At 68.1% G+C, this 23,443-nt stretch carries 17 protein-coding genes; 7 read left to right on the top strand and 10 right to left on the bottom strand.

The features are described from left to right. Nucleotides 1–396: 396 nt before the first annotated feature. From gdhA to C3E99_RS09190, 4 genes are all read left to right on the top strand, one after another. Nucleotides 397–1,746 (top strand): NADP-specific glutamate dehydrogenase, encoded by a 1,350-nt coding sequence (gdhA, locus tag C3E99_RS09175; protein ID WP_076075038.1) that lies wholly within the window; start codon nucleotides 397–399, stop codon nucleotides 1,744–1,746. 20 nt (nucleotides 1,747–1,766) lie between these two features. Further along, complete coding sequence (locus C3E99_RS09180) at nucleotides 1,767–2,927, top strand: CaiB/BaiF CoA transferase family protein (RefSeq protein WP_076075035.1); 1,161 nt, start codon at nucleotides 1,767–1,769, stop codon at nucleotides 2,925–2,927. A gap of 92 nt (nucleotides 2,928–3,019) precedes the next feature. Beyond that, nucleotides 3,020–3,451 (top strand): MAPEG family protein, encoded by a 432-nt coding sequence (locus tag C3E99_RS09185; RefSeq protein ID WP_076075032.1) that lies wholly within the window; start codon nucleotides 3,020–3,022, stop codon nucleotides 3,449–3,451. A gap of 12 nt (nucleotides 3,452–3,463) precedes the next feature. After that, nucleotides 3,464–3,898 (top strand): MAPEG family protein, encoded by a 435-nt coding sequence (locus C3E99_RS09190; RefSeq protein ID WP_104959720.1) that lies wholly within the window; start codon nucleotides 3,464–3,466, stop codon nucleotides 3,896–3,898. 123 nt (nucleotides 3,899–4,021) lie between these two features. Here the strand turns inward: C3E99_RS09190 and C3E99_RS09195 are convergent, their stop codons facing one another. The 8 genes from C3E99_RS09195 to C3E99_RS09230 form a co-directional block, all read right to left on the bottom strand. Then, nucleotides 4,022–5,221 carry a class I SAM-dependent RNA methyltransferase gene (locus tag C3E99_RS09195; RefSeq protein WP_104959721.1) on the bottom strand — a complete coding sequence of 400 codons (1,200 nt, stop codon included), beginning with the start codon at nucleotides 5,219–5,221 and terminating at the stop codon, nucleotides 4,022–4,024. Then, the gene (locus C3E99_RS09200; protein WP_076075027.1) at nucleotides 5,218–6,576 is read right to left on the bottom strand and encodes an NAD(P)H-hydrate epimerase; all 1,359 of its coding nucleotides are present in this window, start codon (nucleotides 6,574–6,576) and stop codon (nucleotides 5,218–5,220) included. The genes C3E99_RS09195 and C3E99_RS09200 overlap by 4 nt, the downstream gene beginning before the upstream one ends. 298 nt (nucleotides 6,577–6,874) lie before the next feature. Then, a complete protein-coding gene (locus tag C3E99_RS09205) occupies nucleotides 6,875–7,264 on the bottom strand; it encodes a hypothetical protein (protein WP_199775085.1) in 390 nt (129 codons plus the stop codon). Continuing rightward, nucleotides 7,264–9,120 carry a dihydroxy-acid dehydratase gene (gene ilvD, locus C3E99_RS09210; protein WP_076075021.1) on the bottom strand — a complete coding sequence of 619 codons (1,857 nt, stop codon included), beginning with the start codon at nucleotides 9,118–9,120 and terminating at the stop codon, nucleotides 7,264–7,266. Before ilvD ends, C3E99_RS09205 begins: the two co-directional genes overlap by 1 nt. Nucleotides 9,121–9,140: 20 nt before the next feature. Continuing rightward, nucleotides 9,141–9,911, bottom strand: a complete 771-nt coding sequence (locus tag C3E99_RS09215) for an N-formylglutamate amidohydrolase (protein WP_076075019.1) — start codon at nucleotides 9,909–9,911, stop codon at nucleotides 9,141–9,143. Then, complete coding sequence (locus tag C3E99_RS09220) at nucleotides 9,908–10,756, bottom strand: 4-(cytidine 5'-diphospho)-2-C-methyl-D-erythritol kinase (protein WP_076075016.1); 849 nt, start codon at nucleotides 10,754–10,756, stop codon at nucleotides 9,908–9,910. The genes C3E99_RS09215 and C3E99_RS09220 overlap by 4 nt, the downstream gene beginning before the upstream one ends. Next, a complete protein-coding gene (locus tag C3E99_RS09225; protein WP_234002652.1) occupies nucleotides 10,756–12,411 on the bottom strand; it encodes a tetratricopeptide repeat protein in 1,656 nt (551 codons plus the stop codon). Before C3E99_RS09225 ends, C3E99_RS09220 begins: the two co-directional genes overlap by 1 nt. A 13-nt stretch (nucleotides 12,412–12,424) precedes the next feature. Beyond that, the gene (locus C3E99_RS09230; protein ID WP_076077765.1) at nucleotides 12,425–14,080 is read right to left on the bottom strand and encodes an electron transfer flavoprotein-ubiquinone oxidoreductase; all 1,656 of its coding nucleotides are present in this window, start codon (nucleotides 14,078–14,080) and stop codon (nucleotides 12,425–12,427) included. A gap of 119 nt (nucleotides 14,081–14,199) precedes the next feature. Between C3E99_RS09230 and C3E99_RS09235 the strand changes: the two genes are divergently transcribed. The 3 genes from C3E99_RS09235 (at nucleotide 14,200) to C3E99_RS09245 (ending at nucleotide 17,965) form a co-directional block, all read left to right on the top strand. Next, on the top strand, nucleotides 14,200–15,000 hold the full coding sequence (locus C3E99_RS09235) for a uracil-DNA glycosylase family protein (RefSeq protein ID WP_076075013.1): 801 nt from the start codon (nucleotides 14,200–14,202) through the stop codon (nucleotides 14,998–15,000). A 3-nt stretch (nucleotides 15,001–15,003) separates the two neighbouring features. After that, nucleotides 15,004–16,785, top strand: coding sequence for a lytic transglycosylase domain-containing protein (locus tag C3E99_RS09240; protein ID WP_076075011.1), 1,782 nt, complete (start codon nucleotides 15,004–15,006; stop codon nucleotides 16,783–16,785). A gap of 94 nt (nucleotides 16,786–16,879) precedes the next feature. Then, nucleotides 16,880–17,965 (top strand): PA0069 family radical SAM protein, encoded by a 1,086-nt coding sequence (locus C3E99_RS09245; protein WP_076075008.1) that lies wholly within the window; start codon nucleotides 16,880–16,882, stop codon nucleotides 17,963–17,965. A gap of 137 nt (nucleotides 17,966–18,102) precedes the next feature. On the opposite strand, the gene C3E99_RS09250 is transcribed toward C3E99_RS09245, so the two are convergent. Next, the gene (locus C3E99_RS09250) at nucleotides 18,103–19,707 is read right to left on the bottom strand and encodes a long-chain fatty acid--CoA ligase (RefSeq protein ID WP_076075006.1); all 1,605 of its coding nucleotides are present in this window, start codon (nucleotides 19,705–19,707) and stop codon (nucleotides 18,103–18,105) included. A gap of 196 nt (nucleotides 19,708–19,903) precedes the next feature. Next, nucleotides 19,904–23,392 (bottom strand): DNA polymerase III subunit alpha, encoded by a 3,489-nt coding sequence (gene dnaE, locus C3E99_RS09255; RefSeq protein ID WP_076075004.1) that lies wholly within the window; start codon nucleotides 23,390–23,392, stop codon nucleotides 19,904–19,906. Between the last annotated feature and the right edge of the window lie 51 nt (nucleotides 23,393–23,443).

A 23,443-nucleotide genomic window follows, 5' to 3' on the forward strand; every position in this document is an offset into this window, starting at 1 on the left:
GCAGCGAAGCAATCCAGAGTGATTGGAGCATCGAGCATTAAATCTGAACCGTTTGCCCCCCGCTTTCGCGGGGGCAGGCGCTGAGCTTGTCGAAGCCTGTCCTGAGCGCCTGCAAGGCAGTCGAAGGGGGCCGTTCTTTCTTTTGGCGCCGCAAGAAGAAGAGCGGTGCTTCGACAAGCTCAGCACGAACGGCAGAACAGGGTGATGCGGATTTACGGCACGCCGCTCTACGCCCCATCCGGATTGCCGCACGGTTTCGCGGTTCGCGGGTGAAGCGCCCTCGTCGATGGCTCGCCCGACCTCCGCCCTTTCGTCCCTTCGCGGCACAAGCGAAGCTTGCGACATCGGCTCGCATGGTCCACAGGCACGTTCGATTCATGCTGTCGGGAGGTTCTTTTGAGCAAGATTGATGAAAAGTTGCAGCCGGTTCTTGATGAAGTATTACGCCGCAACGCGGGCGAAGCCGAGTTTCACCAGGCGGTTAAAGAGGTATTGGAAAGCTTGGGCCGCGTCGTCGCGAAACATCCCGACTATGCCGACCACGCGTTGATCGAACGCATCTGCGAACCCGAACGGCAGATCATCTTTCGCGTTCCGTGGATCGACGATGACGGCCAGGTCCAGATCAACCGCGGCTTTCGCGTCCAGTTCAATTCGGCGCTCGGCCCTTACAAGGGCGGCATCCGCTTTCACCCGTCGGTCAATCTCGGCATCATCAAGTTCCTGGGCTTCGAACAGATCTTCAAGAACGCACTGACCGGCATGCCGATCGGCGGCGGCAAGGGCGGGTCGGACTTCAACCCGCGCGGCCGCTCGGATCGGGAGATCATGCGCTTCTGTCAGGCCTTCATGCTCGAACTGCACCGCCACCTCGGCGAATATACCGACGTTCCCGCGGGCGACATCGGCGTCGGCGGGCGCGAGATCGGCTATATGTTCGGCCAGTACAAGCGGCTGACCAACCGCTACGAGGCCGGCGTCCTGACCGGCAAGGGGCTCGCCTATGGCGGGTCGCGCGCGCGGACCGAGGCGACGGGCTTCGGCCTCGTCTATTTCGTCCAGCAGATGCTCGCGACCAGGGACCAGTCGCTCGACGGCAAGCGCGTCGTCGTGTCGGGGTCGGGCAATGTCGCCATTTATGCGATCGACAAGGTCCGCCAGTTCGGCGGGACCGTCGTCGCCTGCTCCGATTCGAACGGCTATATCGTCGACGAAGAGGGGATCGACCTCGCCCTGTTGCGCGAGATCAAGGAGGTCCGCCGCGCCCGCCTGTCGACCTATGTCGAGCTCAAGGGGCCGGGCGCCCGCTATATCGAAGGCGGATCGATCTGGGACGTCCCGTGCCAGATCGCCTTGCCCTGCGCGACGCAGAACGAACTGACCGGCAAGGACGCGACGACGCTGATCAAGAACGGCGTCGAGGTGGTCGGCGAAGGCGCCAACATGCCCTCCACCCCCGATGCGGTCGACCTGTTCCACGGCCAGGGCGTGATGTTCGCGCCGGGCAAGGCGGCCAACGCCGGCGGCGTCGCGACCTCCGCGCTCGAAATGCAGCAGAACGCCTCGCGCGACAGCTGGAGCTTCGAGCAGACCGAAGCGCGCCTCGCGCAGATCATGCGCGGCATCCACGACGATTGCGCCGCGACCGCCGACGAATATAGCGCCCCCGGCAATTATGTGCTGGGCGCGAATATCGCCGGCTTCGTGCGCGTCGCGGAGGCGATGAGCGCGCTGGGCGTCGTCTGATCGGCGAAAAGGGGGCGAAGATGGCCATGCTCGAGGGAATCCGGATCGTCGATCTGACCACCGTCATCTTCGGCCCCTATGCGACGCAGATGCTCGCCGACCTCGGCGCCGAGGTGATCAAGGTCGAAACGCCGGGGCTCGGCGACGTGTCGCGCTATCTGGGCACCGGCAAGCCCGATCCGACGATGGGGTCGATCCACCTTACGGTGAACCGCGGCAAGCGCTCGATCGCGCTCGATCTCAAGCAGGCGGAGGACGCCGCGGTGCTGACCGACATCATCGCGACCGCCGACGTCTTCTTCCACAATATCCGCGGCAAGGCGATCGCGCGGCTCGGCTTCGATTACGAAAGCTGCAGGGCGATCAAGCCCGACATCATCTATGTCCACGGCACCGGGTTCGGGCAGGACGGCCCCTATGCCGATCTACAGGCCTATGACGACGTCATCCAGGCCGCGAGCGGGACCACCAGCCTGCTGCCGCGCGTCGACGGCAATCCGCGCCCGCGCTATATCCCGTCGCTGATCGCCGACAAGGTCGCGGGGCAGTTCGGCGCGCAGGCCATCCTCGCCGCGCTGGTCCACAAGCTGCGGACCGGCGAGGGCCAGCATGTCGAAGTGCCGATGTTCGAATGCTTCACCGCCTTCATGCTGACCGAGCATCTGCGCGACGCGACACTCGACCCGCCAATCGGCCCGGCGGGCTATCCGCGCCAGCTCGACCCCGCGCGCCAGCCCTTCCCGACCGCCGACGGCTATCTCGCCATCGTCCCCTATACGCCCGCATCGACCGCGCGGTTGATGGAACTGCTCGGCAGCGAGGATATGCTCGCCAGCCCCGAATATACGGCCGCGAAGGCCGCGGGCACGCAGATGACGCTGATCTATGAGGAGATTGCGCGGCGGACGCCGGCAAAGACCACCGCCGAATGGCTCGCCATCTTTGCCGAGAATGCGATCCCGGCGATGGCCGCGCACGACCTGGAAGAGGTTCGCGACGATCCGCATCTGTCCGCAATCGGCTTTTTCCGCCGCCGCGAGCATCCCGAGGCGGGCGGCTTCGTCGAGATGCGGCCGCCGGTGAAATATGGCGCCGCGCGGGCCGGCGAACTGGGGTTCGCGCCGCGGATCGACCAGGATGGAGAGGCGATCCGCGCCGAGGCCGCGGCGCGCAGAGGCTGATGCGCGCGCCCCATTGCATCTCGCGCCGCATGCCCTAGCATCGCGCCCCGGACGGCCGGGCCGTGACCCGCCGCCGGGGAAGGGGAAATGCGATGCCAGGAAATCTGTTGGCGGCCGGCGCGGTGCTCGTGCTGTGGACGCTCGTCATGCTGCTGTGGACCGCGACGACGCGCTTTTCGGCGCTGGCCAAGGCCGGCGTCGACCTCAAGACCGCGCCGCCGGGCGGGCGCGGGGTCGATCTGGAGGGCGTGCTGCCGCCCGTAACCAACTGGAAATCCCACAATTACACGCATCTGCTCGAACAGCCGACGCTTTTCTATGCAGTGATCGTCTTTCTGCACCTGTCGGGCGGCGACACCGCGCTGACGCAGGGTTTCGCCTGGGCCTATGTCGTGCTGCGCATCGTCCACAGCCTGTGGCAGGCGACGGTGAACCGCGTCCCGGTGCGCTTCACCATCTTCGCGCTGTCGACGCTGTGCCTGCTGGCGCTGTCGGTGCTCGCCGTCATCGCGACGCTGGGTTGAGGGGGGAAAGACATGGATACGAACGCGATACTGGGACCGGTCGCAACGCTCGCGCTGTGGTCGATGGTCATGTGGGTGTGGATGTACGCGACGCGCATCCCCGCGATGAGCCGCGCGAAGATCGACGCCGCGAAGATGGTCGGCGGAACCGGCAAGAATCTCGACGAGGTGCTGCCCGCCGAGGTGCAGTGGAAGGCGCACAACTACAACCATCTGATGGAGCAGCCGACGGTCTTCTATGCCGTCGCGCTGGCACTCGCAGTCGGCGGCCTGGGCGGCGGGCTCAACGCGCAGCTCGCCTGGGCCTATGTCGGATTGCGCATCCTCCACAGCCTGATCCAGGCGACGGTGAACCGGGTGATGTGGCGCTTCGCGGTGTTCGCGCTGGCCAGCCTCGCGCTGCTGGCGCTGTGCGTGCATGCGTTTATGGGGTTCGTGCTGCATTGATGATTCCCCTCCCGCTTGCGGGAGGGGTTAGGGGTGGGCAGCGACGGGGCAGAAGCCCACCCCGCTGCGACTAACGAGCAAGCTCGTAAGTCTCGCTGCCCCTCCCGCTTGCGGGAGGGGAGATTATTTCATGAAGCGCGCCGCCAGTTCGACGTGGGTGGACCAGCGGAACTGGCCGACCGGCTGCACCCAGTCGAGGCGATAGCCGCCCGCGACGAGCCGCTTCGCGTCGCGCGCGAAGCTCGCGGGATTGCAGCTGACATAGGCGATCACGGGCACCGTGGACGCCGCGATCTGCTGCACCTGCTCCTCCGCCCCGGCCCGCGGCGGGTCGAGGATCACCGCGCCGAAGCGGTTCAGATCCGCCGGGATCAGCGGACGGCGGAACAGGTCGCGGTGCTCGGTCGCGACCAGCGCCCGCGCGCGGTTCGCCGCGCCGGTCAGCGCGAGCAGCGCGTCGCGCGCGCCCTCCGCGGCATAGAGCTTGCGCCCCGCCTGCACCGACAGCGCGAAGGTGCCGATGCCCGCGAACAGGTCGGCCACCGCGCTCGTCTCGCCGATCGCTTCGCGCACCGCCGCGACCAGCGCCGCCTCGCCCGCCGCCGTCGCCTGCAGGAAGGCGAAGGGCGGCACCTCGACCGCGATCGCGCCGAAGCGCACCGTCGGAGGCTCGGGCTGCCAGACCGTCTCGACCCCGTCGCCCTGGTCGATCGCGAGCCGCGCCAGCCGATGCGCCGCGGCGAAATCCTGCAACGCCATCGCCGCGTCGAGCCCCTCGGCGCGCACGCCCTCGAGCAGCACCTCGGCGCCCTGATCGAGCCTTTGCAGCTTGACCTTCACCGGCCGGCGCTGCGGCGCGATCGTTTCGAGCAGCCGGCGCAGCGGCTGGACGAGCGCGAACAGCTCGGGCAACAGCAGCGGGCATTCGCGCATGTCGACGATCTGGCTGCTCTGCGCGGCGTTGAAGCCGATGGCGACCCGCCTGCCCGCCCGCAGCGCGGTCAGCGCCGCGCGGCGGCGGCTGTGCGGCGGCGACAGAAGCGCGGGACGGATGGCATCCGCCGTCACCTGCTGCGCCGCAAGCGCCCCCGCCACCCGGTCGCCGACATAGGCGAGAAGCGCGTCCTCGGCGACATGCTGGAGCTGGCAGCCGCCGCATTGGCCGAAATGGCGGCAGACCGGATCGGCGCGGTGCGGGCCGGGCACCAACGCGCCGTCGGCCGCGACGCGGTCGCCCGGCACGCCGCCGGCGACGTGGCGGCCGTCCCCCGTCACGCCGTCGCCGCGCGCGGCGATGCGCACGATCAGATTGTCATCACTCATTTCGTAGTCTTCACCAGGTCATCCGCAACAAGGCCGCGGCCTATAGAGCGCGCCCGCGCGATATGCCAGCCGACCGCCGCGACCGCCGCGTCGAACGCATCGCCGCCGCGCGCCAGCATCGCGCCGCACACCCCCGCGAGCACATCGCCCGTTCCCGCCGTCGCAAGCCAGGGGCTGCCCGGCCACGCCGCCACGACGCGCCCGTCGGGGGCGGCGATGACGGTGTCGGCGCCCTTGTAGATCACCACCGCTTGCGCCCGCCGCGCCGCCGCCAGCGCGCGTTCGATCTTGCTGCCCCGCAGATCCGGAAAGGCGCGCGCGAACTCGCCCTCGTGCGGCGTCAGGATCGCCGCCGGCGCGTCCTTGCCAAGGCGGGGCAGCGCCGCGCCGATCGCCGCGGCATCGAGCACCAGCGGCTTGCCGGTGTCCAGCACCTCCCCGACCGCCGCCGCGAGGGCATCGCCCGCCGGAAAGCCGGGACCGACGACGATGGCGCCGACGCGCGGATCATCCAGCCGCGCGCGGAACGCCGCGGGCGCTTCGGCGATGATCGCCGACAGCGGCGCCGGCCCGCCATCTTCGAGCACCACATAGCCCGCCCCCGCGCGCAGCGCCGCCGCGGCCGAAAGCCCGGCGGCGCCCTTCATCGGCCCGGCGCGGACGAGCACCATGCCGCGGCTGAACTTGTGCGCGTCGGCGGTCGGCGTCTCCGGCCGCAGGGGCGGCAGCGTCCGCATCCGCCGCTCCGCATCGATCCCGATCGGCGCCAGCAGCACGCGTCCGCAGGCCGGTGCGGCCGGCAACAGCAGGTGCGCGGGCTTGAGCGCGCCCAGCGCCAGCGTCACGGCGGCGGGAAGCGGCGGCAGCCAGTCCTGCAAGCCGTCGCTCTCGATCCCGCTCGGCACGTCGACGGCCAGCACGCGCCGGCTTGCGAAGCGGCGCAGCATCGCGGCCCATTCGTCCGACAGCGGGCGCGTCAGTCCGACGCCGAACAAGGCGTCGACGATCAGCGGCGCCGGCACGGTGTCGGACGCGAACGCCTCGACCGGCCCGTCCCACGCGGCGCGCGCCGCCCTCGCCAGATCGGTGGCCGGCGGCGCCAGCGCGGCGACCCGTATCGTCGCGCCGCGCGCCTTCAACAGGCGCGCCGCGACATAGCCGTCGCCGCCATTGTTGCCGGGGCCGCACAGGATCAGGACCGGCGCGCCCGCCGCCATCCGCCACGCGGTTTCGGCCACCGCCGCGCCCGCGCGCTCCATCAGTTCGGACAGGGACACGCCCGCCGCCGCGCACGCGGCCTCGGCGGCGCGCATCGCGTCGGCGGTCAGGATCGGGGCATCGGCTGGCACGGTCATCCGCCGGTCCTAAGCTTGTGGGGATTTGGATTTCGACGCATTGCCCCATCCCTTCGTCATGCTGAACTCGTTTCAGCATCCATGGCCGGGCCTTTCCTTTTGCGCCGCCTTCATTCGAGGGCGGGCCATGGACCCTGAAACAAGTTCAGGGTGACGAAAGGCTAAACGGAGCGGACGCCCGAAACCCCACGGGCATAAACCGGATGCCATGGGGTGGAAACGCTTCAATTCCGTTCTTGTCGAGCGAAGCCGAGCCACCCCAGTCATCGTCTGCGGGCGGTGCAGGCGCAAAGGATGATTATTGCGCCCCGCTCGTATTGGCCGGCAGGCGATAGCGGTCGCCGCCGACCGTCACCTCGATCACCCCTTCGCCGACGATCGCCACCTTCGCGGGCTCTGCGCCGTCGGCCGATACGACGCCGCGCCCGTCGGTCGTGATCTGGAGCCGCCGATAACCGACATCCTGTTTCCCGACGACGAGGATCGCGCCATCGGCGCCGCTCATCTCGGTCACGGTGCAGGTGCGGTCGAACAGCTTCGCGCCCTCGAGCGCGCACTCGATACGGCCGTCGGCGGCGGCGCTCTTCGCCCCCCGCGCCTCGGCTTCCGCCAGCGTGCCATTGTCGGGCGCGCCGTTGCAGCCCGCGAGCAGCAGCACCGCGCCGATAGCCCCCGGCCGTCTCATCATCACCGCCCCTTGAGCTGCGACAGGTCGCGCACCGCGCCCCGCGCCGCGCTCGTCGCCATCGCCGCATAGGCTTGCAGCGCGACCGACACCTTGCGCGGACGCGGCTTGGCGGGTTGCCAGGCCGCGTCGCCCTTCGCCTCCATCGCCGCGCGGCGCGCCGCCAGTTCGGATTCGGGGATCGCGAGGGTGATCGTGCGGCCCGGAATGTCGATCTCGATCCGGTCGCCGTCCTCGACGAGGCCGATCGCCCCGCCCTCGGCCGCCTCGGGCGAGACATGGCCGATCGACAGGCCCGACGTGCCGCCCGAGAAGCGCCCGTCGGTGATCAGCGCGCAGGCGGCGCCGAGCCCCTTCGATTTGAGGTAGCTGGTCGGATAGAGCATTTCCTGCATCCCCGGCCCGCCTTTCGGCCCTTCGTAGCGGATGACGACGACGTCGCCCGCCTCGACCTGCCCGGTCAGGATGCCCGCGACCGCCGCGTCCTGGCTTTCATAGACCTTGGCGGGCCCCGCGAATTTCAGGATCGAATCGTCGACCCCAGCGGTCTTAACGATGCAGCCGTCGCGCGCGACATTGCCCGACAGCACCGCCAGCCCGCCGTCCTCGCTGAAGGCATGCTCGGCCGAACGGATCACGCCGTTTTCGCGGTCGAGGTCGAGCGATTCCCAGCGCCGGTCCTGACTGAACGCCGTCTGCGTCGGCACCCCGCCGGGGGCGGCCATGAAGAAGGTCCGCACCGCCGGGTCGTTCGTCCGCCCGATGTCCCACTGGCTGAGCGCATCGCCCAGCGTCGCGCTGTGCACCGTCGGCAGATGCGCATGGAGCAGCCCCGCGCGCTCCAGCTCGCCCAGGATCGCCATGATCCCGCCGGCGCGGTGGACGTCCTCCATATGGACGTCGGCCTTCGCCGGGGCGACCTTCGACAGGCAGGGAACGCGGCGCGACAGCCGGTCGATGTCGGCCATGGTGAAATCGACCTCCGCCTCGTGCGCGGCGGCGAGCAGGTGGAGCACCGTGTTGGTCGAACCGCCCATCGCGATGTCGAGGCTCATCGCATTCTCGAACGCCTCGAAGGTCGCGATATTGCGCGGCAGCACGCTGGCGTCATCCTGCTCATAATAGCGGCGGCACATTTCGACCGCAATGCGTCCCGCGCGCAGAAACAGCGCCTTGCGGTCGGCATGCGTCGCCAGCGTCGATCCATTGCCCGGCAGCGACAGGCCCAGCGCCTCGGTCAGGCAGTTCATCGAATTGGCGGTGAACATGCCCGAACAGCTTCCGCACGTCGGGCACGCCGACTGCTCGATCGCCGTGACTTCGGCGTCGCTATACTGCTCATCGGTGGCGGCGACGATCGCATCGACCAGATCGAGCGCGACCTCCTTGCCCTTGAGGACGACCTTGCCCGCCTCCATCGGCCCGCCCGACACGAACACCACGGGGATGTTGATGCGCAGCGCCGCCATCAGCATGCCGGGGGTGATCTTGTCGCAGTTCGAAATGCACACCATCGCATCGGCGCAATGGGCATTGACCATATATTCGACGCTGTCGGCGATCAGGTCGCGGCTCGGCAGCGAATAGAGCATGCCGTCGTGCCCCATCGCGATGCCGTCATCGACCGCGATGGTGTTGAATTCCTTGGCGACGCCGCCCGCCGCCTCGATCTCGCGCGCGACCATCTGGCCCAGGTCCTTCAGGTGGACATGGCCCGGCACGAACTGGGTGAAGCTGTTGACGACCGCGATGATCGGCTTGCCGAAATCGCTGTCCTTCATGCCGGTCGCACGCCACAGGCCGCGCGCGCCCGCCATGTTGCGCCCGTGAGTGGTGGTTCGTGAACGATAAGAAGGCATGGAGAGGATTCCTGATAATATTATTTCGCGAATGAGCGGATAGAAGCGCCTCTACACGCCTCTTCGGCCAGTTTCAACGACGCTTTCCGAACCATGTGCGCAAGCCGGTCGGCGAACAGCGCCTGCCCGGCGGCATCGGCGACCAGATCCTGCCGCATCTCGATGCCGATATAGGGGATGCCGTTCGCTTCGGCATGGCGGTTCATCGTCGCGTTGAGCAGCTTGCCCGAATAGGGAAGCTGGTCGCCGACGGTCAGCCCTTCCTCGCGCAGCGCCGCGATCGCCAGCGGCGCCAGCCGGTCGTCGTCATTGTAGAGCACGCCGACGTGCCACGGCCGCCGCTGCGCCGGGTCGCTCGCCAGTTCGGGGGTGAAGCTGTGCAGCGAAACGATCATTGCCGGGCGCGCCGCCGCGATCGTCGTGGCGATATGGTCGTGATAGGGGCGAAAGAAGCGCGCGATCCGCGCCGCGCGGTCCGCCTCGCCCAGCGCGTTGCCCGGAATCGCATGGCCGTCGCTGGCGATCGGGATCAGGCCCGGCGCGCTCTCGTCGCGGTTGCAGTCGATCACCAGCCGCGACACGCCGCCCAGGATCGCGGCATCGACCGCGCCGCCGGCGACCAGGCGCCCGGCCACCTCGGCGACGCCGATGTCGATCGCGATATGATTGCTCAGCAGCGCGGGATCGATGCCGAGGTCGATGTCCGCGGGCACGTGCGCGGAGGCATGATCGCCGATCAGCAGCACGCCGCCGGCACGCGGGCGGCCCAGGTCGCGCCACGCCTCGATCACCGCAAAGCTCCCGCCATCTGCCACCAGCCGGGGCGGCGCTGCTTCAGGTGCAGCGCAGCGGCATCGCGCTCGGCGGGCGCGTCGAACAGCGCAAAACAGGTCGCACCAGACCCCGACATCCGCGCCAGCCACGGACGCAGGCCGCCGAGTTCGGTGAGCACGTCGGCGACCGCCGGGCATTGCGCAATCGCCGGGCGCTGCAGATCGTTGCGCGCCGCGAAAAGCTGCGCGCGCAGGTCGGCGCCGGTGAACAGCGGCCCGCGATCGACCCCGTCCCACGCCGCGAAGACCGGTCCGGTCGCCACCGGCTGGCGCGGATTGACGAGCAGCACCGGCGTGCCCGACAGCGCCAGTTCGGGTGCCGGGCTCAATTCGGCGCCCGTCCCGACGCCAAGGCAGGTCTCACTCGCGACACAGGCGGCGACGTCGGCGCCGAGCGGTCGCACCAGCCTTTCCAGTGCGGCATTGCCGACCTCGGGCAGGAAATGGCGCCGCACCAGCCGGGCGAGCGCTGCGGCGTCGGCCGACCCGCCGCCGATCCCCGCCGCGACGGGCAGCGTCTTGGTCAGCCGCAGCGCCAGTGGCGGCACCCGTCCCGCGCCGTGACGCGCGCGCAGCAGCGCCAGCGCGCGCCGGACCAGATTGTCCTCGCCCGCGCTCAATTCCTCGGCAAACTCACCGTCGAGGACCAGCGAATCGCTGTCCGCCACTTCCGCGACCAGCGCATCCCCTGCGTCGACAAAGGCGAACAATGTCTCGATGGCGTGATAGCCGTCGGCGCGGCGGGCGCGGACATGCAGCGCCAGATTGATCTTTGCCCAGCCGGTTTCGCGCATTTCCGCCATCACGGCGCCATTGTCGCCGGCGTCAATCCGTCACGCAGCTTCGCCTCCAGCCGCGTCGCCATGTCGGCGTCGGCGATCAGCGCCGCTGCGCGCCAGACATAGCGCGCGGAGAAGCGCTGCCCCGCCTGCCAATAGGCATCGCCCAGATGCTCGACGATCACCGGATTTTCGGGTTCGCCGCGCTGCGCCGCTTCGAGCAGCGGCACCGCTTCGGCGATCCGACCGGTCAGCACATAGGCCCAGCCGAGCGAATCGGTGATGCTCGGATTCTGCGGCTCCGCCTTCCACGCCGCCTCGATCTGCGCGAGCGACGCATCGATGTTCCGCCGCCGTTCGAGCGCTGAATAACCGGCGAAGTTGAGGATGGTCGGATCGCCCGGACGCAGTGCGACCGCCCGGTCGAGCATCGGTTGCGCCTTGTCCCACTCTCCCTTCTGCAACAACAGATCGGCACGCGCGATCAGGATGGTGGCATGCAGCGCGCGATCCTCCTCGCTGTCACCGAGATCGGCCTCGAGCCGCGCATAGGCACGCTCGGCCGCAGCCCCATCGTCGGATCGCCGCGCAATGTCGGCAAAGCGCACGAGCAGGCTGCGCGACGCCGGCGCCTGCGCGGCCGCCGCCTCGGCAAGCGTTGTCGCGGCGCCCAGATCGCCGGCGTCGGCGAGCAGTTCGGCCTTGCGCATCGCAAGCGCCGGAAGCGGCGGCGCGCCGCGATTGTCCGCGAGCAGCGCGAGCGCCGCTTGCCGCTGTCCGTCCCGGTCGAGCGCCTCGACCAGCGCCGAGCGCACCGTCGGATCGCTGGCGTCGAGCCACCACGCGCTGCGCGCGATCATCAGCGGAAGGCGCGAGTTGCCGACCGGTGCGCGCGCAAATCCATCGGCGAGCAGAGCCAGCCAATGCGCGATCCCGCCGCGCGGCGTCGACACCGGCCGGTCCGAGAGCAGCAGCAGCGGGTCCTCGCGCCCGCCGGTCGCCAGCGCGATCCGGCCGCGCAGCCGCTTTGCCGCTTCGCCCTCGCCCGCCGCGTCGAGCGTCGCGGCAAGCCGCAGCGCGACAAGCTGGCTGGTGCGATCGGTCAGCATCGTCGCGTCAGCCAGCGCGACGGCGTCGGCGGGCCGCTTTGCCGCAAGTTGCACCAGCGCCGCCTCGAGGATGAAGGCGGGCTCGGGTCGCCCCCGGGCACCCGCCGCGAGCAAAGGCCGCTCGGGCAGCTTGCCGCGCGCACCGACCTCGATCCAGGCGCCGATCACGGGCAACAGCAGCCGCGTCATCGGGTCGCCGCCGGTCTTGTCGCCATCCACCCCGGCGAAGGTGCGCGCCGCGCGCCAGTCGGATCGCCGCACCGCGTCGACCGTCAACACCAGACGCGCATCGAAACGCCGCTCGCCGCTGGTCCAGAGCTGCATCGCCGCACTGCGCGCCGCCGCCAGGTCGCCGCCCTGCATCGCCTGTTCGAGTATCCGCCCGCGCAGCCCGGGCAGGCCGGGCGCCCGGCTCGCCACATCGGTCAGCGCCGTCAGCGCGGCGCGTGGATCGCCGGCCTCTTCCGCAAGGCGCGCGCGCGCCAGCGCATTCAGCACCTCGCGTCCGCTCTCGGTCGCCTGCGCGGGCGCAGCCGCCGTGAAGGCCGCGAGCAGCGCGGCCCCCGTCATCAGGCCGACAGACTTACATATTCGGGTAATTGGGGCCTCCGCCACCTTCGGGAGTGACCCAATTGATGTTCTGGGTCGGGTCCTTGATGTCGCATGTCTTGCAATGGACGCAATTCTGCGCGTTGATCACGAACTTCGGGTCGCCTTCGTCCTGCCCGACCACCTCATAGACGCCGGCGGGGCAATAACGCTGCGCCGGCTCGTCATACAGCGGCAGATTATATTCGATCGGGATCGACGGGTCCTTGAGCTGGAGGTGGATCGGCTGATCCTCCTCATGATTGGTGTTCGACAGGAACACCGAGGACAGCCGGTCGAAGGTCAGCACGCCGTCAGGCTTCGGATAATCGGGCTTCTTCATCTGGTCGGCGCGATAGAGCGTCGTGTTGTCCGGATGATGCTTCATGGTAAAGGGTACGCGGATGCCGAAATTCTCCAGCCACATCGTCATGCCCGCCAGCATCGTGCCCGCGAGGTCGCCGAACTTCTCGACCAGCGGCAGCACGTTGCGGACGATGCCGAGTTCCTTCTTCACCCAGCTTTCGTCATAGGCGTCCTGATAGGCGGTTAGGACATCGCCCTCACGCCCCGCCGCGACGGCTGCAAAAGCCGCTTCCGCCGCCATCATGCCCGACTTCATCGCCGTGTGCGTGCCTTTGATGCGCGGCACGTTCAGGAATCCCGCGGTGTCGCCGATCAGCGCGCCGCCCGGGAAGGCGAGTTTCGGCACCGACTGCCACCCCCCGTCGCTGATCGCGCGCGCGCCATAGGAAACACGCTTGCCCCCCTTCAGTATCTCCGCGATCGCAGGGTGCGTCTTCCACTTCTGCATCTCCTGAAAGGGGGAGATGTGCGGATTGCGATAGTTGAGCCAGGTCACGAAGCCCAACGCGACCTGTCCGTTCGCCTGATGATAGAGGAACCCGCCGCCGTTGGCGTTCTCATCGAGCGGCCAACCCTGCGTGTGGATGACACGCCCCGGCGCGTGCTTGGCGGGTTCGATGTCCCACAGTTCCTTGACCCCGATGCCGTAGACCTGCGGCTCGCATTCGGCGTCGAGCGCGAATTGCGGCTTCAATATCTTGGTCAGATGGCCGCGCACGCCCTCGGCGAAGAAAGTGTATTTGGCGTGGAGTTCGAGCCCCGGGGCATAGTCGGGCTTGTGGCTGCCGTCGCGTGCGACGCCCATGTCGCCGGTCGCGACGCCCTTCACCGATCCGTCGTCGTTGTAGAGGATTTCGGCGGCGGGAAAGCCCGGGAAAATTTCGACCCCCAGCCCTTCGGCCTGCTCGGCCAGCCAGCGGCAGAGGTTGCCGAGGCTGCCGGTATAGGTGCCCTTGTTGTGCATGAAGCCCGGCGTGATGATGTGCGGAATGCCGAACTTCTTCTTCTTCGTCAGCATCCAGTGCTGATTGTCATTCACCGGCACTTCGGCGAGCGGACAGCCCTGATCGCGCCAATCGGGCAACAGCTCGTCGAGCGATTTCGGATCGATCACCGCACCCGACAGGATATGCGCGCCGACTTCCGACCCCTTTTCGAGGACGCACACCGACAATTCGCCGCCGGCCTCGTTCGCCAGCTGCTTGAGACGGATCGCCGCCGAAAGCCCCGCAGGCCCCGCGCCGACGATCACGACGTCATAGGGCATCGATTCCCGTTCGCTCACCGCAATCACCTTTCTGCCGTCCCCGCGCGGATCATTCATCGCGTCCCGCGCTCATTCTGTCACGAATTGCGATGCCTTCCAATTGACGCGCCCGTCAACCTCCTGTTTCAAACATTTTCATGGGTGGGCGATATTCAGCCTTGCTGGCCGAAAGCTATTGCGACTGGTGGTCACTGGCCGGTGTGGACTCGCTCGTCGGCGAGGTTCCGGCGGGCTGGCTCGACGTGCCCGTGGCGAACGACGTCGCAGGCCAGACGGGCGCCGCAAGGTCCGGCCCGGCGCCGACGGCCGAACCCGAGCGCGTCGTCCTGCACGCCGCCCTTCAGCGCCAGGAGGCCCCCGCCGCGCCGCAGGCGAAAACGCCCGCGGTGTTTCCCGGTGACTGGCAGGCATTCCAGACCTGGCTTTGCGAAGGCGAAGACGTTCCCGGCAGCCAATGGGACGCGCGTCGCGTGCTGCCTGCCGGCACGGCCGAGGCGCCGCTGATGCTGCTTACCGCGTGGCCGGAGATCGACGATCAGCGCGAAGGCATTCTCTTTGCCGATGCGGCGGGCAAGCTGCTCGACGCAATGCTGCGCGCAATCGGCCTTTCGCGCGCCGACTGCTATGTCGCGAGCCTCGCTGTCACGCGGCCGCCCGGCGGACGCTGCGACGCCCGCGACGCGGCGGAACTCGACCGGCTGCTCTGGCACCATCTGCGGCTCGCGAGGCCGCGGCGGCTGTTGCTGATCGGCGGCGACATCGTGCGAATGGCGGCGGGCATCGCCCTTCCCGACGCGCGCGGAAGGTTACTCGATATTAACCAAGATGGCGGCAAGGTGGAGGCGGTGGCAGTCGCACATCCCGCGACTCTGCTTGCCCGGCCGGTCCAGAAGGCGGCCGCCTGGGATAGCCTGAAACTGTTCAACCGGGGACGTTGACAGATGACCAGAACGATCACGGCGGTGACCGCCGCTCTCCTGTTTTCGATCGCCGCGGGCGGTGCGCCCGCGCTCGCCGCGGATGCCGGTGCGCCCGAGATGACGGCGCCGCCGCAGACCGTGCCCGACATTCTCTCGTCGAAGCAGAAGGCCTTCTACAAGCAGGTTCTCGCCGCGATCCGCGGCCAGCGCTGGGCGGAGGCGAAGACGCTGCTCGACGGGGCCGACCAGGACGCGAAGGGCGCTCCGCTCAGCGATTTCCTACGCGCCGAACTGCTGCTCGCGGCGGGCAGTCCGCGCGCTGAGGTCGCCGACATCATGCCGCTGCTCGCACGAGCGCCATGGCTCCCGCAAGCCGACCGGCTCGGCCGTCTGGCGGCCAAGCGCGGCGCCACCGACCTGCCGACACTGCCGCCGCAGACGCGTCTCGCCTGGGCAGGCAGCGCGCCGCGACGCGTCGGCGCCGATTCGGTCAACGACCCGGTGGCCGCCAGCCTCGCGCGCACCATTCCCGACCGGATCAAGAATGACGACCCGGCGGGGGCCGAGGCGTTGCTCAACGCGGTGATCGACCAGCTTTCGCCCGACGCGCGCGCCGAATGGACGCAAAAGGTCGCCTGGTCCTATTATATCGAGAATGACGACGCGAACGCGCTGCGCCTCGCCCTGTCCTGCGCCTCGGGCCACAATGGCTGGGCGACGCAGGGCGCCTGGGTGCAGGGTCTGGCGGCATGGCGACTGCGCGACTATCGCACCGCGCTCGTCGCCTTCGATCGGGTCGGCCGCGAAGCGCCCGACAGCGAACTGCGCGCCGCCGGCTATTACTGGGCCGCGCGCGCGGCGATCGCCAGCGGCGAGCCGGCGTCGGTGCAGCAGCGCCTGCGCGCCGCCGCAGCCAACGAAGAAACGCTCTACGGCCTGCTCGCCGCCGAAACGCTGGGTATCGAAACGGGAAGCCAGCGCGAGAATGTCCGCGCCGACCGCAGCGCATGGCGCGCGCTGGAGGATCTGCCCAACGTCCGCGTCGCGATGGCCTTTGCCGAGATCGACGAAGATCAATATGCCGGCGACGCGCTGAAACACCAGGCGCGCATCGGCAACCCTGGCCAGCACGGCCAGCTCATCGGCATGGCGCAGGCGCTCAGCCTGCCCGAAACCCAGCTTTATCTCGCGCACAACACTCCCGGTGGCCGCAAGCTCGCCGCCGCGTCGCGCTATCCGCAGCCCAAATGGGAGCCCAACGGCGGCTGGAAGGTCGATCCGGCTCTCGTCTTTGCGCACACCCTCCAGGAATCGCGGTTCCAGCGTGCGGTGGTGAGCCCGGCGGGCGCCTATGGCCTGATGCAGGTGCTGCCCGGCACCGCGCGCGATGTCGCGCGGTGGCGCGGCGAGGCGGTGGCGACGACCGATCTGCGCATCCCCGCGGTGAACATGGATTTCGGCCAGAGCTATCTGCAATATCTGAGCCGCGACGCATCGACCGGCGGCTTGCTGCCCAAGGTGATCGCCGCCTACAACGCCGGTCCGGCGCCGGTCGCGCGCTGGGCGACCGAAGTGCGCGACAATGGCGATCCGCTATTGTTCATGGAATCGATCCCCTATTGGGAGACGCGCGGCTATGTCGGCATCGTGCTGCGCAATTACTGGATGTACGAGGCGCAGCAAGGCAAGCCGTCGGTCAGCCGCGCCGCGCTCGCGCAGGGCCAGTGGCCGCGCTTTCCGGACGGCAAGGACCGGGTGCGCCTGACCCATGCGGCCCCGACCGGCCTCGCCAGCGCCAATTGACCGCGCCCTGAATCTCTTCGACCCGTCCCGGCTGTCGCCTTGAGACGGCAAGAATGTTCTTTCTTTGTTCTTATCCGCGCTCTATCCTGCGCCGATGGTCGCCAAGCCCCTGCCCCCGATCGCCGGTCGCGGCGCACCGGCGAATCCACGCCCGACACGCACCGGGTCGCCGGATCGCGAGGCCGACGGCGACTGGCTCGACGCGGCGGCGGAGATCGACGGCGGCGCGCCGCCGCTGCGCACGACGGTGACGGTCGAGCACCCAAAGACGATCATCGCGCGCAATAGCTCGCCCGACATCGGTTTCGACCGCTCGATCAATCCGTATCGCGGCTGCGAACATGGCTGCATCTATTGCTTCGCGCGGCCGACGCACGCCTTTCACGACCTGTCGCCGGGCCTCGACTTCGAAAGCCGCCTGTTCGCCAAGCCCGGCGCCGCGGCGCTGCTACGGCGCGAACTGGCGAAGCGCGGCTACAAGCCGGCGCCGCTGGCGATCGGGACCAACACCGACGGCTATCAACCGATCGAACGCGAATGGCGCATCACGCGACAGGTTATCGAGGTGCTCGCCGAGACCAAGCACCCGCTGCTGATCACCACCAAGTCCGACCGGCTGCTGCGTGATATCGACCTGCTCGCGCGGATGGCGCGCAACGATCTGGTCGGGGTTGCGGTGTCGGTGACGACGCTCGATCCCGCGCTCGCGCGCACGCTGGAACCGCGCGCGCCACACCCGCGGCGCAGGCTGGCCGCGATCCGGGCGCTGATCGATGCCGGCGTGCCGACGCAGGTCAACATCTCGCCGATCATCCCGGCGATCACCGACCCGGAGATCGAGGCGATCATGGCCGCGGCGGCCGACGCGGGTGCGATCCGCGCCTCCTACATCCTGCTCCGCCTGCCGTTCGAGGTCGCGCCGCTGTTTCGCGCCTGGCTGGCCGCCCATTACCCCGACCGCGCCGACAAGGTCATGCATATCGTGCAGGACATCCGGGGCGGGCGCGACAATGATCCTGATTTCTTCAGCCGGATGAAGGGACGCGGCGTCTGGGCGCAACTTATCCGCACGCGAGTTCGGCGCGCCGCCCGCGCGCACGGACTGGACGGGGGCTTCCCGCCGATCCGCTGCGATCTGTTCAGACCGCCGGAAAGGGACGGTCAGATGGAGCTTTTCTAGATTCTAGTAACCTTGGATCGATGCGCTTCGTCATTGCGAGCGGAGCGAAGCAATCCAGGGCGGTTTGTGCCTGCTCTGGATTGCCGCACGGCTTCGCCGCTCGCAATGACGATCATCCTGTTCCAGTCTGGCCCGACCTACGCCTCCGCTAGCGACTTCAGCTTGTAATCCTTGTAATCGTCGCGGAGCTGGCGCTTCAACAGCTTGCCCGTCGCGGTGTGCGGCAGTTCGTCGACGAAGACGATCTCGTCGGGCAGCCACCATTTGGCGACCTTGTCCTGCAGATGATCGATGATGCTCGCCTCGCTCACCTCGGCGCCGGGCTTCTTCACGATCAGCAGGATCGGCCGCTCGTCCCACTTGGGATGGAAGACGCCGACCGCCGCAGCTTCCTGCACGCCCGGCGCGCCCACCGCCGCGTTTTCGAGCTCGATCGAACTGATCCATTCGCCACCCGACTTGATGACGTCCTTCGCACGGTCGGTGATCTGCATGACCCCATCGGGGTGCAGCACCGACACGTCGCCGGTGTCGAACCAGCCGTCCGCATCGGCGGCATCCTCCTCCGCCTTGAAATAGCGCTGGATGATCCACGGTCCACGGCACTGCAGCCGGCCACTCGTCTTGCCGTCGCGCGGCAGGACATGGCCTTCGTCGTCGACGATGCGCAGTTCGACGCCGAACGGCGGGCAGCCCTGGCGGCAGATGACGTCGACCTGTTCGTCGAAGCTCATGCTGTCCCAGTTCCACGGGCGCCGGCCCATCGTCCCGATCGGGCTGGTTTCGGTCATGCCCCAGGCGTGCCCGACATAGACGCCCGCTTTCATGAACCGCTCGATCATCGCGCGCGGCGCCGCCGAGCCGCCGATCGTGACATGCTGAAGCGCCCCGTAACCGATGCCGGTCGCGTCCATGTGCGCGAACATCGCGAGCCACACGGTCGGAACACCCGCGCTGTGCGTGACTCCCTCGGCGTGCATTAGGTCGCACAGCACCTGCGCATCGTTGGTCGCCGAAAAGACCATTTTCGCCCCCACCGTCGCGGCGGCGAAGGGCACGCCCCAGCTGTTTGCGTGGAACATCGGCACGATCGGCAGGATGACGCTGCGGTTCGACAGGTTGAAAGCGTCGGGCTGAATTTCAGTGATCGCGTGGATGACGTTCGAGCGGTGTTCGTAAAGCACGCCCTTGGGATTGCCCGTCGTCCCGCTGGTGTAACAAAGCCCGACCGGATCGCGCTCGTCGAGGGCGACCCATTCGAAATCGGCATCCTCGGCCTCCACCAGATCGCGATAGGACAGATAGCCGTCCCGCGCCGGCGCGTCGAACAGCACGAAATGTTCGACCGTGCGGAACTGCGGCCGCAGACGCTCGACGATCGGCAGGAACGCCGCGTCGAAGAACAGCACGCGATCCTCGGCGTGGTTGACGATATAGACGAGTTGCTCGTCGAAAAGCCGCGGATTGACCGTGTGGAGCACCCCGCCCATTCCCGCAGAGCCGTACCAGCTCACCAGATGATGCCCATGGTTCATCGCCAGCGTCGCGATGCGGTCGCCTTTTTTCATGCCGAGCCGGGTCAGCGCGGCGGCAAAGCGGCGCGCGTCGCGTCCCACTTCTCCCCATGTCGATCGCGTCATGCTGCCATCCGCCCAGCGCGTGACGATCTCCCGCGTCGCATGTTCGCGCGCGGCGTGGTCGATCAGGCTCGTGACGAGTAACGGCTGGCCCTGCATTCCCATCTTCGGCACCCCTCCAGATTATTTGTCCCAGCGATAGGGCGTGACGCGCACTCGATGCAAGGCCTCACGCACCGACGGGGCGCGCGTTCGACGGGAATCAGCTACTGTAAAAGGCGCAATTGGGGCGTTAGTCGCAATTTTATTACAAAACCGCCTGCCTGCTGTTCGCTTCCAGCTTAGCGGCGCGGCCCCTACGCTACCGCACCCGGAACTCGCGCGGCGCGACGAGCGACAGCGCCGCGTCGCTTACGCCCGCGATCATTTCGAGCCGCGAGACGACGTCGGGTCCCAGCGCGAACCCGCGGCCGAGTTCGACGCGAACATCGCGTTCGGTCAACGGATCGCGGGTATCGATGACGACCCGGCCGCGCGCATCGTCGCGGCGTTCGAGCAGTGCCGCCATCTCGGCCATCGCCTCGGCCAGTTCGACGCGGCAGGTCAGTTGCAAGGCGGCTGTCGCCGCGATGTCGGTGAGCGACTGCGCGCCGCGCACCGTCACGCGCGGCGTCTCCTCGCCCTCCAGCAGGTCGAGCTCGACCGACAGCAGCGCGCAGCCTCCTTCCGCTGCGAGCGCTTCCAGCACCTTGCCCGCGCCCTCGTCGAAGCAACTCGACTGGAACTGGCCGCTTCGGTCGGAGAGTGTCAGGTTGAGGAAGCGGTTGCCGCGCTGCGACACGCGCGCGCGCGCGTTTTCAACCATCGCCGCCATCGTCATCGGGATGCGCGTGCCCGGCGTCATTTCGACATTGTCGCAGATGTCGCCATAGGTACGCACGCCGCGCGCGGCGAGGATCGCTTCATATTGCTCGACCGGATGGGCCGAGAAATAGAAGCCGAACGCCTCCTTCTCGCGCGTCATCCGCTCCCCGAGCGTCCATGGCTCGGCCGCGGGAAGCTGCAGCACGGGCGCAAGATCGACATCGCCGCCGAACAGCCCGCCCTGCCCGGTCGATCGCTCGTGCGCCGAGCTGTTCGCGCAGCCGAGCAGCGCTTCGGCCCCGGCATAGGCGCGCGGGCGGTCGGGCTCGACGCAGTCGAACGCGCCCGCCCCCGCCAGCGCCTCGATCTGGCGCCGGTTGAGTTGCTTGGGATCGATACGCCCCGCGAAATCGTCGAGGCTGGCGAAATCGCCCTTGGCGCGGCGTTCGGCGACCAGCGCCTCCATCGCCTTTTCGCCGACGCCCTTGAGCGCGCCGAGCGCATAGCGCACCGCGAGCCCGTCCTCCGTGCGGCCGACCGAAAAATCCGCCTCGCTCTCGTTGATCGACGGCGGCGCGATCGCGATGTCGAGCCGGCGCATGTCGTCGATGAACACCGACAATTTGTCGGTCTGGTGACTGTCGAACGACATCGAGGCGGCAAAGAATTCGTGCGGGTGATGCGCCTTCAGCCAGGCCGTCTGATAGGAGAGCAGCGCATAGGCCGCGGCATGGCTCTTGTTGAAGCCATAGCCGGCGAACTTGTCGATCAAGTCGAACAACTCGTTCGCGGTCTTGGCGTCGATGCCGTTATGCTCGCCGCAGCCCTTGACGAAGGTCTCGCGCTGCGCGTCCATCTCGGCCTTGATCTTCTTGCCCATCGCGCGGCGCAGCAAGTCAGCGCCGCCGAGGCTGTAGCCGGCCAATATCTGCGCCGCCTGCATCACCTGTTCCTGATAGACGAAGATGCCATAGGTTTCGGCGAGGATGCCCTCGAGCAGCGGGTGCGGATAGGCGATCGCCTCGCGCCCGTTCTTGCGCGCGCCGAACAGCGGAATATTGTCCATCGGTCCCGGCCGATAGAGCGCGACGAGCGCGATGATGTCACCGAAATTGGTCGGCTTCACCGCCGACAGCGTCCGCCGCATCCCTTCGGATTCGAGCTGGAACACCCCGACCGTGTCGCCGCGCTGGAGCAGTTCGTAGACCCTCGGATCGTCCCACGCGAGCTGATCGAGATCGACGTCGACCCCGCGCAGCGCGAGCAGCCGCCGCGCCTCCTTCAGCACCGACAGCGTCTTGAGGCCGAGGAAGTCGAACTTCACCAGCCCCGCGGTCTCGACATATTTCATGTCGAACTGCGTCACCGGCATGTCCGAGCGCGGGTCGCGATAGAGCGGGACGAGCTGGTCGAGCGGCCGGTCGCCGATCACCACGCCCGCGGCATGAGTCGAGCTGTGACGCGGCAGGCCTTCCAATTGGCGCGCCATGTCGAACAGGCGGCGGACACCATCGTCCTGCTTATATTCGGTCATCAACTCGGACACGCCGTTCAGCGCGCGTTCGAGCGTCCAGGGATCGGTCGGATGGTTGGGAACCAGCTTCGCCAGCCGGTCGACCTGGCCATAGCTCATCTGGAGGACGCGGCCGGTATCCTTGAGCACCGCGCGCGCCTTCAGCTTTCCGAAGGTGATAATCTGCGCGACCGTGTCACGGCCGTATTTCTCCTGCACGTAGCGGATCACCTCGCCGCGCCGCGTTTCGCAGAAGTCGATGTCGAAGTCGGGCATCGACACGCGCTCGGGATTGAGAAAGCGTTCGAACAGCAGCCCGAGCTTGAGCGGGTCGAGGTCGGTGATGGTCAGCGACCAGGCGACGAGGCTGCCCGCCCCCGAACCGCGACCCGGCCCGACCGGGATATCGTGCGCCTTCGCCCATTTGATGAAGTCGGCGACGATCAGGAAGTAACCGGGGAATCCCATCTGGGTGATGACGCCGACCTCGAAATCGAGCCGCGCGACATAGGCATTGCGTTCTTCCTCGCTGAGGTCAGGATAGAGCGCCAGCCGCGCCTCAAGCCCGGCATGCGCATCGCGCGCCAGTTGCGCCGCCTCGCCCTCGCGGTCACCGGCGAGGCTGGGCAGGATCGGCTTGCGTTTCGGCGCCATGAAGGCGCAGCGCTGCGCGACGACGAGTGTGTTGCGGATCGCCTCGGGCAGATCGGAGAAGGCATCCTCCATCGCTTCGGCGGGCTTCAGCCACGCCTCGGGGCTCGACACCCGGCGGTCTTCGCTTTCGACATAGGCCGATTGCGCGATGCACAGCATCGCGTCGTGCGCCGCGTGGAATTGCGGCTCGACGAAATTGGCGGGGTTGGTCGCGACGAGAGGCAGCGCGCGCGCATAGGCCATGTCGATCAGCGCATTTTCGGCCGCGATCTCGACTGCCTCCCCCCGGCGCGACAGTTCGATATAGAGGCGCCCGCCGAACAACGCTTCGAGCTGTTCGACATAGGCCTCCGCCGCGCTCGCCTGTTCATCGGCGAGCAGGCGTGCGAGCGCCCCCTCACCGCCGCCGGTCAGGCAGATCAGCCCGTCGGTCTTTCCCGCGAGTGCCGACAGCGCAACGTGCGGATCCTGCTCGATCGGCCGGTCGAGATGCGCCGCCGAAACGAGCGCGCAGAGATTGTCGTAGCCCATATCGTCCTGCGCATAGAGCGCGAGCCAGTCGATCAGCGGCGCGCCATTAGGCAGGCGCTGCCCCGGCCGCGCGACCGACAGGAAGGTGCCGACGATCGGTTGTACCCCCGCCGCCTTGCATGCGTCGCCGAACGCCATAACCCCGTAAAGCCCGTTGCGGTCGGCGATCGCGATCGCCGGGAACCCGCGCTCGCGCGCGGCCTTCGCAATGGCTTTCGGGTCGATCGCCCCCTCCAGCATGGTGAAACTGGAAAAGACGCGCAGAGGGACGAGGGGGCTGTAGGCCATGCGAGCGACGCTAATGCGCCCGAGGCGATTCGACCATGGCCGGTTTCACAA

The sequence above is a fragment of the Sphingopyxis sp. MG genome (assembly GCF_002953155.1).
GTDB lineage: Bacteria > Pseudomonadota > Alphaproteobacteria > Sphingomonadales > Sphingomonadaceae > Sphingopyxis > Sphingopyxis granuli.